This window comes from Lentzea alba (genome assembly GCF_011067745.1).
In the GTDB taxonomy this organism is placed as follows: domain Bacteria; phylum Actinomycetota; class Actinomycetes; order Mycobacteriales; family Pseudonocardiaceae; genus Lentzea; species Lentzea alba.
In genome coordinates this window covers 453,764-467,042 of the sequence record NZ_JAAMPJ010000003.1, presented here as the reverse complement: position 1 = coordinate 467,042, position 13,279 = coordinate 453,764, and the positions used below count along the sequence as shown (strand labels likewise).

At 67.1% G+C, this 13,279-nt stretch carries 15 protein-coding genes; 9 read left to right on the top strand and 6 right to left on the bottom strand.

The features are described 5' to 3' along the window. The first annotated feature begins 37 nt into the window (after window positions 1-37). The 6 genes from G7043_RS14615 (at window position 38) to G7043_RS14590 (ending at window position 3,954) form a co-directional block, all read left to right on the top strand. Window positions 38-409: a YciI family protein gene (locus tag G7043_RS14615; RefSeq protein ID WP_166046148.1), complete on the top strand. Its 372-nt coding sequence runs from the start codon at window positions 38-40 to the stop codon at window positions 407-409. Next, window positions 406-1,602, top strand: a complete 1,197-nt coding sequence (locus G7043_RS14610) for an RNA polymerase sigma factor (RefSeq protein WP_166046147.1) — start codon at window positions 406-408, stop codon at window positions 1,600-1,602. Before G7043_RS14615 ends, G7043_RS14610 begins: the two co-directional genes overlap by 4 nt. Continuing rightward, the gene (locus G7043_RS14605) at window positions 1,602-2,390 is read left to right on the top strand and encodes a hypothetical protein (RefSeq protein WP_166046146.1); all 789 of its coding nucleotides are present in this window, start codon (window positions 1,602-1,604) and stop codon (window positions 2,388-2,390) included. Before G7043_RS14610 ends, G7043_RS14605 begins: the two co-directional genes overlap by 1 nt. Before the next feature lie 56 nt (window positions 2,391-2,446). Further along, window positions 2,447-2,788, top strand: coding sequence for a VOC family protein (locus G7043_RS14600; protein ID WP_242642249.1), 342 nt, complete (start codon window positions 2,447-2,449; stop codon window positions 2,786-2,788). A gap of 67 nt (window positions 2,789-2,855) precedes the next feature. Then, a complete protein-coding gene (locus G7043_RS14595) occupies window positions 2,856-3,530 on the top strand; it encodes a DUF4328 domain-containing protein (RefSeq protein WP_166046144.1) in 675 nt (224 codons plus the stop codon). Between the two features lie 10 nt (window positions 3,531-3,540). Then, window positions 3,541-3,954 (top strand): MarR family winged helix-turn-helix transcriptional regulator, encoded by a 414-nt coding sequence (locus G7043_RS14590; RefSeq protein ID WP_278185749.1) that lies wholly within the window; start codon window positions 3,541-3,543, stop codon window positions 3,952-3,954. On the opposite strand, the gene G7043_RS14585 is transcribed toward G7043_RS14590, so the two are convergent. Beyond that, window positions 3,941-4,876 carry an NmrA/HSCARG family protein gene (locus G7043_RS14585; RefSeq protein WP_166046142.1) on the bottom strand — a complete coding sequence of 312 codons (936 nt, stop codon included), beginning with the start codon at window positions 4,874-4,876 and terminating at the stop codon, window positions 3,941-3,943. The two genes, G7043_RS14590 and G7043_RS14585, sit on opposite strands and share 14 nt — an antisense overlap. A gap of 117 nt (window positions 4,877-4,993) precedes the next feature. On the opposite strand from G7043_RS14585, the gene G7043_RS14580 reads away from it, so the two are divergent. Beyond that, a complete protein-coding gene (locus G7043_RS14580) occupies window positions 4,994-8,497 on the top strand; it encodes an NACHT domain-containing protein (RefSeq protein ID WP_166046141.1) in 3,504 nt (1,167 codons plus the stop codon). Here the strand turns inward: G7043_RS14580 and G7043_RS14575 are convergent. After that, window positions 8,494-8,856 (bottom strand): winged helix-turn-helix transcriptional regulator, encoded by a 363-nt coding sequence (locus G7043_RS14575; RefSeq protein WP_313887877.1) that lies wholly within the window; start codon window positions 8,854-8,856, stop codon window positions 8,494-8,496. The two genes, G7043_RS14580 and G7043_RS14575, sit on opposite strands and share 4 nt — an antisense overlap. A gap of 95 nt (window positions 8,857-8,951) precedes the next feature. Between G7043_RS14575 and G7043_RS14570 the strand changes: the two genes are divergently transcribed. Further along, window positions 8,952-9,338 (top strand): RidA family protein, encoded by a 387-nt coding sequence (locus G7043_RS14570; RefSeq protein WP_166046140.1) that lies wholly within the window; start codon window positions 8,952-8,954, stop codon window positions 9,336-9,338. A gap of 9 nt (window positions 9,339-9,347) precedes the next feature. On the opposite strand, the gene G7043_RS14565 is transcribed toward G7043_RS14570, so the two are convergent. From G7043_RS14565 to G7043_RS14555, 3 genes are read right to left on the bottom strand one after another with little or no spacing between them, the layout of a single operon-like run. Next, complete coding sequence (locus G7043_RS14565) at window positions 9,348-9,782, bottom strand: hypothetical protein (protein WP_166046139.1); 435 nt, start codon at window positions 9,780-9,782, stop codon at window positions 9,348-9,350. Beyond that, on the bottom strand, window positions 9,779-10,144 hold the full coding sequence (locus G7043_RS14560; RefSeq protein WP_166046138.1) for a hypothetical protein: 366 nt from the start codon (window positions 10,142-10,144) through the stop codon (window positions 9,779-9,781). The genes G7043_RS14565 and G7043_RS14560 overlap by 4 nt, the downstream gene beginning before the upstream one ends. 40 nt (window positions 10,145-10,184) lie before the next feature. Further along, the gene (locus tag G7043_RS14555) at window positions 10,185-10,961 is read right to left on the bottom strand and encodes a heparin lyase I family protein (RefSeq protein ID WP_207311144.1); all 777 of its coding nucleotides are present in this window, start codon (window positions 10,959-10,961) and stop codon (window positions 10,185-10,187) included. Window positions 10,962-11,124: 163 nt separating this feature from the next. Here G7043_RS14555 and G7043_RS14550 point away from each other — a divergent pair, with 163 nt between their 5' ends. Continuing rightward, complete coding sequence (locus G7043_RS14550) at window positions 11,125-12,156, top strand: NAD(P)/FAD-dependent oxidoreductase (protein WP_313887876.1); 1,032 nt, start codon at window positions 11,125-11,127, stop codon at window positions 12,154-12,156. 49 nt (window positions 12,157-12,205) lie between these two features. On the opposite strand, the gene G7043_RS14545 is transcribed toward G7043_RS14550, so the two are convergent. Then, window positions 12,206-13,279 carry a S1 family peptidase gene (locus G7043_RS14545; protein ID WP_166046136.1) on the bottom strand — a complete coding sequence of 358 codons (1,074 nt, stop codon included), beginning with the start codon at window positions 13,277-13,279 and terminating at the stop codon, window positions 12,206-12,208.

The window sequence follows — 13,279 nt, the reverse complement described above, 5'->3', positions numbered from 1 at the left end:
GTTCGATCGTCCTTCGGACGACGACTGGAGGGCACGCATGCACTACATGTTTTTGATCTACAACTGCGAGGACCGCCCGAAGCCCGGTGATCCGCGGTTCGAGGAGATCCTCACGCGGGTCAACGCGTTCGCCGACGAGTGCCGGCGCCGGGGCGTGTTCGTGGCCGGTGACCCGCTGAAACCCGTCAGCACCGCGACCACCGTGCGGGTGCGGGAGGGCAAGGCGATGCTCACCGACGGGCCGTTCGCCGAGACCCACGAGCACCTGGGCGGGTACTACCTGCTCGACTGCCGCGACCTCGACGAGGCGCTGGAACTGGCCGAGATGGTCCCGCAGGCGCACTTCGGCGCCACGATCGAGGTGCGTCCGGTCGATCACATCCCCGGCCTGAACCACGGGGTGGCATGAGCGATCTCGCCTCTGCCGCGGTCGAACAGGTGTACCGCGAGCACCGGACCCGGATGCTCGCGGCGCTCGTGCGGGCGCTCGGCGACTTCGAACTGGCCGAGGACGCGCTGCAGGAGGCGTGCTCGCAGGCGTTGCGGAAGTGGCCGCGTGCCCAGGTGCCCGACGACCCGTTCGCCTGGCTGCTCACCGTTGCCCGCAACCACGCCCTGGACCGGCTCCGACATGTGCGGATGGCGCGGGCGAAGCTGCCGGCGCCTCCGCCGGACGCGGTCACGATGACCGAGAAGCAACTCGTCTCGCTGGGCGACGAACGGCTGAGCCTGATCTTCACCTGCTGCCACCCGGCGTTGAACGAGGAGGCGCGGGTGGCGCTGACGCTGCAGGCGGTCGCGGGGTTCACGGCGGCGCAGATCGCGCGCACGTTCCTCGTCGCCGAACCCGCGCTGGCCCAGCGGCTGGTCCGGGCCAAGCGCAAGATCCGCGACGCCGGCATCACCTTCGAGGTGCCCGCCGACCACCTGCTGCCCGAACGGCTGCAGGGCGTGCTCGCGGTCATCTACCTGATCTTCACGCGGGGTTACACCGCCTCGGACGCCTCTTTGCGGCTGGAAGCCCTGCGGCTGGGCAAGCTCGTCGCGGCGTTGATGCCCGACGAACCGGAGGCGCACGGCCTGGTCGCGTTGATGCTGTTGCACAACTCGCGCAGTGCCGCCCGGCTGTCGTCGGATGGTGAGGTCGTGCTGCTGGCCGACCAGGACCGCACGCTCTGGGACCTCGAGGAGATCTCCGAGGGCATGACGTTGCTCGACCGCGCGCTGCGGTTCGGCTCGCCCGGCCCGTACGTGCTGCACGCCGTGATCGCCGCGCTGCACGTCCAAGATCCGGTCGACTGGCCGCGGGTGGTGGCGCTCTACGCCGAACTTCTTTCGGTGGCACCGACTCCGGTGATCGAGCTGAACCACGCCGTGGCGGTCGCGATGGTCGACGGACCGCTCGCCGGGCTGTCGTTGATCGACGGCATCACCGGGCTGTCCGAGTACCACCTGCTGCACTCCACCCGCGCCGACCTGTTGCGCCGCCTCGGCCGGCGCGACGAGGCCGTTGCCGCGTACCGGCTCGCTCACGACCTGGCGGTCAGTCCCGCCGATCGCCGTTTCCTGGCGGGGCGCCTGCGTTCCGTGGAGGTCACCTGATGCGACTCACCGTGCTCGACCACGGCCACCGCCTGCCCGCGCGGATGTTCTTCGGCTTCACCTCGCTGGTCTCGCGGGCGCCGATGTCCGACGTGCCGAAGACCTTGTTGTACCGCCCGGACTTCTTCGGCGCGGTGTTCCTCGATCTGACCGCGAAGGCCATGCGCGGACCGTCGTTCTGGACGGCGGGCGAGCGCGAGTACATGGCGCAGCGCACATCCGAACGGTTGCGGTGCCCGTATTGCGCTGTCACGCACGCCGAACTGATCAAGATCGCCGGTGATCCTTCACCGCTACGACCGGAACTGCTGGCCGCGCTGGCGTTCCTCGACGACCTGACGCCACCGGAGCTGCCCCGCACCGTCGCCGTGGACGCGTTGCACGTCGGCCTGGTCTTCCAGGTGGTGAACCGGCTGGCCAACGCGTTCGGGTTCGAGTTGTTGCCGGGTCAGCTGGAGTCCGGCACCCGCTCGTTGCACCGGTTCGGCTACCGGTTCCCCAGGTTCCTCACGGGCCAGGCCGTCGGCACCCCCGCCGCGCTGCGCCACGCCGTGCTGGAAGCACCCGCGCACACCTCCGCGGAGCTTCGGCGGGCCGCCGCGGCCGGTGATGCCTGGGGTTCTTACGCGGCAACGGTCCGCGCGGCCTCCTATCGCGTGACGGACGACGTCCTGGCCCGGTTGAAGCAGGAACACACCGAGGACGAGATCTTCGAGGTGACCGTCGCCGCCGCCGTCGGCGCCGGTCTCGACCACTACGACGCGGGTCTGAAAATTCTCGGCGGCTGATGTCGAGTTCCGGCGCGTTCGCTCGTCCTTCGCTCACCAGCACAACCAAAGGAGCGATGACGATGTCCGGACAGGTCAACTGGTTCGAGCTGCCCGCCGAGGACACGGCACGGGCGCGAGCGTTCTACGCGGGCGTCTTCGGCTGGGAAACCAGCCCGATGGGCGAGGACTACCACGTGGTCACCAACGGCGCGGCGGGCGCGATCGCGGCCAAGGACGCCCAGCTCACCCAGCCGCGCATCTACTTCCACACCACGGACATCGACGCGTCCGTGCGCAAGATCGCCGAGCTCGGCGGCAAGAGCGACGACGTGCAGACCGTGCCGGACGTCGGCCGCATCGCGCACTGCTCGGACGACCAGGGCACGCCGTTCAGCCTCTACGAGCCGCGAGGCTGAGTTGCCGGGTGGCCCGCCGCACGGGCGGGCCACTCAACATTCCGGCGGCCGGACGCGTCTGACGTGCATGGAGCACTTCAGACCCGTGCGGGGCCTCGGTCTCGCGGCTTCCGTTCTCGTCGGACTCGTCGCCCTCGGCAACATCGCCGAGGCGGCGGTCGGCTGGTTCACCTACTCGACCGTCGTCGACTACCGCGCCGGCACCGCGCCGCGCGCCGACCTGAGGGCCGTCGACGTGGCCAACGTCCTCATCGACGGGCCGCAGACCATGCTGGCTCTCGTCGCGCTCGTCGTGTTCGCCATGTGGCTGTACAACGCGCGCATCAACGCCGAACGTCTCACGTACGCCGCCGAACACCAGCACACCCGCGTGTGGGTCTGGCTGGGCTGGCTCGCGCCGGTCGTGAACCTCTGGTTCCCCAAGCAGATCGTCGACGACATCTGGCGGGCCAGCGACCCACAGCAGCAGGGAGTGCCGCTGCAGCAACGCGTGCAGTCCCGGACGACCACTCGTTGGTGGACCGCCTACGTCCTGATGTGGCTCTTCGACCTGGCGTACCTGCAGTTCTTCGAGAACGGCCAGCTCACCACCGAGTCGTTCCAGATCGCCGCGATCCTCAGCACCTTCTGCGCCCTGGCCGGCATCCTCGCCGCCGTCCTCGCCGTGCAGGTGGTGCACCGGATCTCGGAGTTCCAGGCCACTCCGCTCAGTCCTCTTCGGACTGACCAGCTGCCGGGCTAACATGCTCGGCATGTCGGACATCGGCGTGCTCTCCGCGCACCTGCTCGCGAGCTTCCAGAAGGAGCTCTTCACCCGTCTCGCCGAGGCGGGCCACGAGCACCTGCGGCCACGCCACGGCGCGATCATGGCCTACCTCGCGGCCGGCGGCACGCGCGCGAGCGAGCTGTCCGAACGCTCCGGCCAGCACAAGCAGGTCGTCGGCACGCTGATCGACGAGCTCGAACGCCTCGGCTACGTCACCCGCCAGCCCGACCCCGCGGACCGGCGGGCGAAGCTGGTCGTGCCCACCGAACTGGGCCGCGACCAGATGGCCCAGGCCAAGCGGATCATCGCCGACATCGAGGCCCGGCTCGCCCGCCAGGTCGGCTCCGACCGGTTCGCGTCGTTCAAGGCGGTGTTCGCGGAGATCACTACCCGATCGTGATCTCCGCGCGGTGCAGCGCGAGGAAGTCCTTGAGCGTCAACCAGGTCGGCACGATCTCGCGGGTGAGTTCCGCGTCCCGGCGCGGCAGGATGTGCGTGTCGAACTCGGTGTAGTACTGAAACATGTTGCCCAGCTCGGCCGCCGCCGGGAAGCCGAGCGCTCGGAAGTCGTTGTGGGACATGGGCTCGTACCTGACGGCCTCCCCCAGCACGTCGCTGAACGCCTCGGCCACCTGCTGTCCGGTCAGATGTTCGGTCCCGAGCCCGATCGTGTGCCCGATGGTCTCCGGTCGCTTCAACACGCTCACGATCGCCTTGCCGATGTCCTCGCCGGCAAGGCCGGAGATCTTGCTCTCCCCCATCGGCAACGACAGCTCCAACGTCCCTTCCTGGTTGCGGCGCGGCGCCAGGTCACGCAGCAAGTTGTTCCAGTAGAACGACATCCGCACATACGTCGTCGGCAACCCTGCCTGCTCGAACAACGCGTCCGCCTCGCCACCCTTCACATCGAAGTGCGGCACCTTGTACTTCTCGTCGAGCGTCGGCATCCGGTCGTCGTCGAGCGAGATCACCTCGCGGGTGTCCTCCAACGTCGACCACACGACGTGCCGCACCCCTTTGGCCGCCTCGACGAGGTTCGTGACCTCCTCCATCTCCTTGGCCGCCGACAGGTGCGTGAAGAACGGCGTCACCAGGTACGCCCCGTACGCACCGTCGAACGCCCTCCGCAGGCTGTCGACGTCGTACAGGTCGGCCGCAACGACCTCGGCTCCCAACGCGGCAAGCTCCTTGGCGGCGTCCGACTCCACGTTGCGGGTGAGCGCACGCACCGCGAACTCACCGTCTGCCAGCAATGCCCGCGCGACGGAACCACCCTGCTCGCCGGTCGAACCCACCACGGCAATGATCTTCTTCTCAGTCATGCCTCCACCATATAGTCACTGATTAGTGACTATCAAGGTCGGTGACCAATTCGTTTGGGTGTAACCCGTGCCACACGCTGGGCGATAGGCCTTCCAGTCGCCCAGCGGAGGTAGTGGATGTCGCGCCCGGCCCTGTTCTCGTACGAAGGCGCGCTCCGCGTCCTCGGCAAGTACGACCGACCGTGGTTGGACAAGGCCGACACGTTCCTCGGCGTGAGCATCCTGGTGGGCGGGGCGATCGAGCCCGACGTGCTGAGCCTGGTCGATCCGAAGAACGAGGCCACGGCGTCACTTCGCAAGATCCTCGACGGCATCACCGACAAGCTCACCGGTCTGTCCGGCAGGTACCGCCACGAGCTCATCGCCGCCGCGCACACGATCATCGCCGTCACGGCGGTCTTCGACGCGTTCCGAGAAGAGATCGGCGAGGACTTCGGCAAGCTCAAGATCACCGACCGCGAAAAGTTCCGCATCCTGTTCGCAACACCGCCACAGGGCAAGAAGGAGGTCTCTGCCCTGCCGTCTCTCACAGCCATGGCGGTGCCGGCCCCGAACTCCACCCGCGGCTTCTACGAGAACCTCGACGGACTCCGGTCCCAGTTCCTCAGCAGGGCGATCGTCGACGTGCGCCGATTCCTCGGCAAGCTGGTCGACAAGACGGCGCGTCTCCACACCGTCGAGTTCTCGAACGCCGTGATGGTCAAAGCGTCAAACGCCTACGTGCACCACTACATCGGGATCGCCTCCGCCATCCCGGAGTTCCAGATCTGGGCGCTGCTGGGTGAACACGCCGCGACGCGCGCCATGATCGAAGAGAGTGACGCCAAGCTCACGCAGACCCTGGCGTCCGCCCGCACGGAGTCGCTGGAGCTCTTCGCCCAACTGATGGCACTCATCTCGCCTGGGAAGGCCTCGCTGGGCCAGACACATCGGAAGAGGCTCCGAAACGTCGCCGAGGCAGTGCTCACCAGGCCGATCATCGGCTCCAACATTGATCCGTCCTCGGTCGAAGCCGTGTTTCCGACTGTCGAGGACGGGTTCATCGCCCCCGCCTACCGACTCGCGGTCTACGACGACAAGACGTTCGCGTCATCCACTGACTGGTGGACCGCGCACACTGAGACGGAAGTCCGCGACAACCTCGACACGTTTCTGGCAGCGCACCTCGCAGGGCCCGAAAGCACCACCTGCCCGCTCCTGATGCTCGGCAACCCCGGTGCGGGCAAGTCGCTGCTGATGGAGGTCCTCGCCGCAAGGCTGCCGGCCGATCTGTTCACCGTGGTCACCGTCCAACTCCGCAAGGTTCGTGCCGAGGACCGCTTGCAGGACCAGATCGAGTCGACGCTCCGTCGCGTCCTCGGGAAGAGCATCGACTGGCAGGACTTCGCGGACATGTGTGAGGACACTCTGCCTGTGGTTCTGCTGGACGGTTTCGACGAGCTGATCCAGGCGAGCGGGGTGCACCAGTCGAACTATCTCCATCAGATACAGGAATTCCAGCGCCACCAGACAGACCTCGGCCGACCGGTCGCTGTGCTCGTCACCTCCAGACTGCTCGTCGCGGATCGGGCGCGCATCCCGCTCGGCGTACCGATTCTCAAGCTCGAAGAGTTCGACGACCACCGCATCGCGCGTTGGCTGAACGTATGGAACACGGCGAACCTGACCACTCCCGGCTTTCGGCCCATCAGCGTGGAAGTGCTCGACCAGCACCTGGAACTGGCTCGGCAGCCTCTGCTCCTCCTCATGCTGGCCATCTACGCGGCCGACCCGAGCCAGGCACCCCTGAATGACCCGAGCCTGTCGAACGCCGAGCTATACCGCCGTCTGATCGACCTGTTCGTGGTGCGCCAGGTGAGTCAGAAGAGTCCCGAGCCGCTGGCGCCGGACATCATCAAGGACCTCACGGTCAAGAACTCCTGGCGTCTGGGAATCGCCGCGTTCGCGATGTTCAACCGCGGCCACCAGTACGTGACCGCAGCGGAGCTGAACCAGGATCTCGCGATCTTCGCTCCGAGCCGGAACCCCAGGCCGCTCACCACATTCGACACCCCGATCGACGACGCCGATCGCACGGTCGAGAACTTCTTCTTCATCCACTCGCCGACGCTGAACGACGGCGCCACCCCTGCTCTGCGCACCTACGAGTTCCTGCACGCGACCTTCGGTGAGTACCTGATCGCCCAGGTGACGATGAAGCTCCTCGTACAAATGGCCGCCACGCGAAAAGTGCTGTCCGCCAATCCCTTTGGCGAAGTCGTCGCGTCGGACGACCTGGGACTGTTCGCACTGACGTCACACCAGGCATTCGTCAAACGCCGGCCAATCATCCAGTTCGCGGGGGGCTTGTTCAGCGCACTTGAGGCCAGCGAGCAGGCAGGAGTGCTCGACACGCTCGACGAGCTCATCCGGGTCTTCCACGACAGGGCGCTGACCGACTCTCACTCGGCCTACCAGCCAGCACGTGCCACAGTCATCACTCGCATCGCCAACTACTCAGCCAACCTGGTCACGCTGCGCGTGCTCCTCAACCCCGAGCAGGGCACGCCTCTCGAAGGTCCACTCACCCAGGACGACGCGACACCGTTGGCGACTTGGCGATCCACAGTCCACCTGTGGAAGTCGGGACTGGACCCGGAGGGCTGGGGCGAACTCATCGACGCCATCACGCTCACGTCCGACGGAGCAGACGTCATCCCCCAGTACGACGATGGCGACTCGCCATCTGTTAAGGAAGCACGGTTGCTTGGCGATCCTTTGACTCAAGGACTCCTGCGCGCCGGCGCGCCCTTCGTCGGCGCTGACATGACGTCGGATCCGCGTGAGCAGATGTTCGTCGCGCAGTTGTCCAACTGGCTTGGCACCGCCTCCGGATCCGGAGGCACGAGCCGAGCGATCCCCTACGACATCGCATCTCTAAGCGAGATCCTCACTATTCTGGGCCCAGATGACCCGCTCAACGACGAGGCCAAAGTGGCTCTGACTGCGGCACTTTCCAGAGAAGCCAGGCGGCTTCCTCGTCGTATCCTGGAACAGGGACTCGAACTGTTGCTTCCTCGCACAGCAGATGAATGGGGTCCGAGCCCGATGGCGTCGTTCGAGCTGGTCTCGATCGTCTGCGCGCATCCCGATCTGGTCGGACGCAAACCGGTCCTCACCGACCTCCTGCCTGAGTTCTTCGATCGGGATCCCCTCAGCGCGATGTCCTCGCTGGCACTGGTGTGGGCAACGCTGAACTCAGGCGACGCCCGCATAGACGACGCGTTTCGCACCTACGCCACACGTCTGGAAGAGGCCGCAGCTCCCTTCGTCAACCAGTTGCACCCCGTCTACCTTCCCGCCGACACCTTCGAGTACCTGACTGAACCTCGGTCAACCGAGGCGACGATCGACCAGCATCTTCTCGGCACACTCGAACTGGTTGTAGGCACGTCAGCCGACCAGGTCGACCCACAGGTGATCTTGATGTTGATCGAGCGGTTCCGGCCGCACACGGGAGAGGCCGAACTCGCCAGCTTCGCTGCCACCTACCTAGAGGGCCGGACGCTGGAAAACACACCCGAAAACGAGGAAGCTCTCTCGTTCCTGCAACAGGTGGCCCAGGAACAAGATCTCGGCTAAGTGCCGAAGCGGCGTCGAGCCTCCTCGATCTCACCCAGGTACCGGGTCGTCCACGCGCACATCGCGTCCACCGTCGCCCGCAACGCCTGCCCGGGCTCGGTCAGCGTGTACTCCACCCGCGGCGGCACCGTCGGATGCACCACCCGGACCACCAACCCGTTGCGCTCCAACAACCGCAGGTTCTGGGTCAGCATCTTGTGGCTGATCCCGTCCACCTCGGTCTTCAACTCCGTGAACCGCTTCGTGGACTCACCGATCGTCTCGATGATCAGCAACGCCCACTTGTTGGCGATGTCCGAGAAGATCTCGCGCGCCAACGAATCCGCGCGGGCCAGATCCCCGCTGAGCTGCTTGCTCACCTTGTGGTTCCCCAGTCACGAAAAAGTGCGTTCTTCCACGTCGAACCACACTCTCCTACGGTGACCGAGTAACCGCAAGAGAGCAAAGGGAAGCCATGATCACGCTCATCAACTCCAACGAGCTGCCGAAGCTCGACGTCTACCACCACGTTGCCGTCGCGTCCGGGTCGAAGACCGTCTACCTCGCCGGCCAAGTCGCCTGGGACGCCGTGCCGGACCTCGCGATCCAGACGGAACAGGCCTACGTGAACGTCCACACCGCGCTCAAGGCGACCGGCGCGACGCTCGAGGACCTGGTCAGGGTCAGGATCTACGTCGTCGACTGGTCGCAGGACAAGATGCCGGAGCTGCTCAAGGGCATCGAGAACGCGCGGACGAAGCTCGGGGCGACCGCCAAGCCGCCTGCCACGTTGATCGGGGTGCAGTCGCTGGACGTGCCCGAGCACCTGGTCGAGATCGAGGCGACCGCCGTGATCGACTGATCCAACCACTCAGCAGAACTCCGCCAGACCGTCGGTCACCCTGACCGACACGACGGAACGCCCGGCCGGGCTGTGCCGGTCGGGCCCGTACTCCGGCAGCAGCGTCTTGTCCACCCGCACGCCCGTGGCGTAGGCACGGAGATGTTGCGCGCACTTGCACTGGTGGTCCAACGGAGTGGTGCACGCGAACGAAGCGCGCAGCCGTGAGACATCGGAGGACACCAGCACGGCCGACCACACCATGACGTCGTCTTCCTCGCCGAACTCGACGAAGTCGTCGTAGCTGAACGACCGCAGCTCGCCGACGTCGCACGCGGCACAGAACAGGACACGCTTGTAGTCGTACATCCGCTCGTGCGGCCCGCGTTCCTCGATGCCGATGACCACTTCCTGCTCACCGCGGCAGATCAGGCAGTTGTCCGACGGCGTGTGCCTCGCGCTCATCGCCGGATGCCGATCAGCAACGCCAGCCCGGCCGAGAGCGCGACCACGCCCGAAACGACCAGTTGGTTGAGCCAAACGGCCCAAGTCCAGCCGTCTCCCCCGCGCAACGCGACGATGACCAGCCACAGCGCCAAAGCGATCGTGATCGGTTGTGCCAGCGGCACGTCCAGCGGTGCCATCGCGCGCACCATGCCGAGCAGCATGAGCACGACAGCCAGGCCCATCGACCACCAGTAGGGCCGGAAGGCGTGCAGGGACGCGCTGAAGTGCAGGACCGGTGGCGCGGCGATCAGCCACACGCCCGCCAGGAAGGCGGTGACACCGGCCCTGCTCTCAACGGTCCGTCCGTGTAGATCCCCCACGCGGATGATTCTCACCTTCAGGCGTCCGCCTGGGAACACCTCATTCGTTCCGGTACGCCTTCATGTTGCGCAGCAGCAGATAGGTGTCCTGCAGTTGCCCGGAGTCGCCGAGGCCCCGGTAGATGCCCCACTTCGGATGCGCCTGGTCACCGCCCAGCCACGTGTCGAAACCGGAGCGGGACGCGTTGACCACGGTCGTGCCGCCGTCCTTGAGCGAGTAGCGCAGGCTGCCGGAGTCGGCGACCTTGATCTCGATCTCGACGTCGATCCACTTGTTGCGCAACGGCGCCAGCGGGGTGCTGCCGAGTTTCGCCTGCCCGGCACCGAACAGTCTCATCTCGACGGTCTCGGTGGAGCCCGAGCGGAACAGCGACATCGTGACCACGGGCGACGCGACGCCGGTGTGCTTGACCTGGAAGATGTGCGTGAAGCTGGTGGTGCCCTTCAACGTGCTCGGGATGTACATCTGGTAGTTGAAGCGCCAGGTCTCGCCCTTCTTCATGTCGTGCCGGGTGCTGCCGGTCTGGATCGCGCGCACTTCCTGGCGTTGCCGGTCGGAACCGTCCCGATCGGACTTGTGCATCACGAACCGGTACTGGTCGCTCTCGGCGAAGATGTGCGTGGCGGACGGGTGCGAGTTCGCGCGGTCGTCCTCGATGCCGACGAACGCCTTCAGCCCGGCCGATCCGGGGTTCGCGGCCCACTTCTGCACGAACGCCAGAGCTCCGACGTCAGCGGACGCGACCCCAGCGGCGAACGGGGTTGCCGCGAGCGCGAGTGCTCCGCGCATGGCGGTGCGGCGGTTGAACAACTCCATCGGTTCCTCCTCGAACCACGGTTCGAGGCAGCGGTACAGACCACTTTTGCGACAGACCTCCGATGTGTCAAGGGTGCACAGTTGTGGAGGTCCCGTGCAGATCCGGTGAAGGTGTTGCCGGGAACCAGGAACCGCCCGGCGCCGCGAACCTATGGTCGGGACCGTGGACACCGTGGACGTGCTCGTCGTCGGCGCCGGTCTGGCCGGCCTCAACACCGCTCGCCTGCTCGCCGAGGCGGGCCTCGACGTGGCCGTGTGCGAGCGCCGGACCAGCCTCGACACCGGCATTCGCACCACGGGCATCTTCGTCCGGCGCACGCTCACCGACTACGACCTGCCGCACCTCGGACCGGCCGTGCGGCGCGTGCTGCTCTACCCGCCGTCCCTGCGCCGACCGGTGGAGCTCGTGAGCGATCGGGACGAGTTCCGGGTCGGCGACATGGCGGGCATCTACCGGCAGGCCGTCGAGGACGCCCAACGCGCCGGCGCACAGGTCCACCTCAACGCCGGCTACCCGCTCAAGGCGACCAAAGCGCGGTTCACGATCGGTGCGGACGGCGCCCGCTCGACCGTCGCGAAGAAGCTCGGCCTCGACGTCAACCGGCAGCTGATCACCGGCATCGAGGAGGTCTACCCGATCAGAACCGGCTCCACGCCGACGTTCCACTGCGTGGTCGACCCGCGGCTCGCGCCCGGCTACATCGCCTGGGTCATCGACGACGGCGAACACGCGCACGTCGGGCTGGCCGGCCGCGCCGACCGGTTCACCGCGCCGCTTCCCCAGCTGCTGCAGCGGTTCCGCGACAGCTTCCCGACGCCGGAACCCGCCGGCCCGGTCCAGCGCCGTGGCGGGCCGATCCCGGTCGGCGGGTTGCTCAGGAAGATCGTGTCACCGCAAGGTTTGCTGGTCGGCGACGCGGCGGGCGCGGTCTCCCCGCTCACCGCCGGCGGGCTCGACCCGTGCCTGCGGATGTCCGAGCTCGCCGCCTCGGTCACGTTCGACTACCTGCGCAGCGGCAACAAGTACGTGCTGGAGCACTACGACGGCGCGGCGATGCGCCGCCGCTACCGCATCCGGTCGACGCTACGACGCGGCCTGTCGCTCGTCCGCGGTCCCGGGCTCGCCGAGTTCGCGTTCGCCGCGTTGCGCACGCCGCCAGGAAAGGCCGCGGCCAAGCGGATCCTGTTCAACTGAGCACCGGAGCGCGGACCTGCGGAAACACAGGTCCGCGTCCCGGTCGGCATCACGCAGTCAGCAGCGTCAGCCCGTAAACACGCAGGATCTCGTTGACCGGCTGGAACCACGTACGGCCACCGCTCGAGCAGTTGCCGTACCCACCGGAGGTCACGCCCTGCGCCTGGTCGCCGGTGATGAACGACCCACCCGAGTCGCCGGGCTGGGCGCAGACCGAGGTGCCGACCATCTCGTAGACCGCACCCTGCTCGTAGTTCACGGTCTCGTTGCGGCCTTGGACGACGCCGCAGTGCCAGTGCGTGGTCGAGCCCGAGCGGCACACCGACGTGCCGGGCGGGGCTTCCCACGAACCGCGCACCAGCGCGTCGCTCACCTGACCCCAGCCGAGCACGACCGGAACGTTCCACCAGCCACCACCGGTGCGGACCCAGCCGTAGTCGTTGGTGGGGAAGGAAGAGCCGACGAACTCGCCCTGCCACGACCGGTCCCAGCCGTAGACGTGCCAGGCGCCGACGTTGCAGTGTCCGGCGGTGACGTACCCGCCGTGCACGGAGAAGCCGATCGAGCAGCGGACGTTGCCCGTGTAGAACGGGTCACCGCCCACGGTGCCGGCCGCGAACGGTTGCGGCCGCTGCACGCCTTCGGTGTTGACGACGACGTCCTTGGGCAGCCCCGACACGTCGGCACCCGGCAGGGCGTCGACCACGACGGCACCGCGCTGGACGTCGACCCGCCACCCGGCGACGTCCTTGGACACCGAACCGGCCTTCGACAGTCTGTCGATGCCGTTCTTCACCGCGTTCAACGAGGCGAACGACTTCGTGCGCAACACCGGTTCGGCGCCGGTCGCCCGGACGGCGTCGGCCTTCGCTGGATCGGTCACCGCCACCCGGAGCTTGCCGTCGGCGTACCAGCTGCCGCCGAAGGACTCGGCGGCGGCTTCCTGGGCGGCCGGCGCGATCTTCAGCGCCACCTTCTCGTCGCGGATCCTGGTCAGCGCCTGCGCGGCGGTGATCCCGAAGTCGCGGCTCATCGCGTCGACGACTTCGGCGGAAGCCGCCGCGGCAGGGATGGTGATCGTGCTCAGCACGATCGCGGACACGGAAACTATGCGTAGCAGCAT

Coding starts and splice junctions, on each gene's coding strand:
- G7043_RS14570 (WP_166046140.1), top strand. CDS start 8,952: ATGATCACGCTCATCAACTCCAACGAGCTGCCGAAGCTCGACGTCTAC.
- G7043_RS14590 (WP_278185749.1), top strand. CDS start 3,541: ATGTCGGACATCGGCGTGCTCTCCGCGCACCTGCTCGCGAGCTTCCAG.
- G7043_RS14545 (WP_166046136.1), bottom strand. CDS start 13,279: ATGCTGCTACGCATAGTTTCCGTGTCCGCGATCGTGCTGAGCACGATC.
- G7043_RS14565 (WP_166046139.1), bottom strand. CDS start 9,782: ATGAGCGCGAGGCACACGCCGTCGGACAACTGCCTGATCTGCCGCGGT.
- G7043_RS14605 (WP_166046146.1), top strand. CDS start 1,602: ATGCGACTCACCGTGCTCGACCACGGCCACCGCCTGCCCGCGCGGATG.
- G7043_RS14610 (WP_166046147.1), top strand. CDS start 406: ATGAGCGATCTCGCCTCTGCCGCGGTCGAACAGGTGTACCGCGAGCAC.
- G7043_RS14555 (WP_207311144.1), bottom strand. CDS start 10,961: ATGGAGTTGTTCAACCGCCGCACCGCCATGCGCGGAGCACTCGCGCTC.
- G7043_RS14600 (WP_242642249.1), top strand. CDS start 2,447: ATGACGATGTCCGGACAGGTCAACTGGTTCGAGCTGCCCGCCGAGGAC.
- G7043_RS14585 (WP_166046142.1), bottom strand. CDS start 4,876: ATGACTGAGAAGAAGATCATTGCCGTGGTGGGTTCGACCGGCGAGCAG.
- G7043_RS14580 (WP_166046141.1), top strand. CDS start 4,994: ATGTCGCGCCCGGCCCTGTTCTCGTACGAAGGCGCGCTCCGCGTCCTC.
- G7043_RS14615 (WP_166046148.1), top strand. CDS start 38: ATGCACTACATGTTTTTGATCTACAACTGCGAGGACCGCCCGAAGCCC.
- G7043_RS14595 (WP_166046144.1), top strand. CDS start 2,856: ATGGAGCACTTCAGACCCGTGCGGGGCCTCGGTCTCGCGGCTTCCGTT.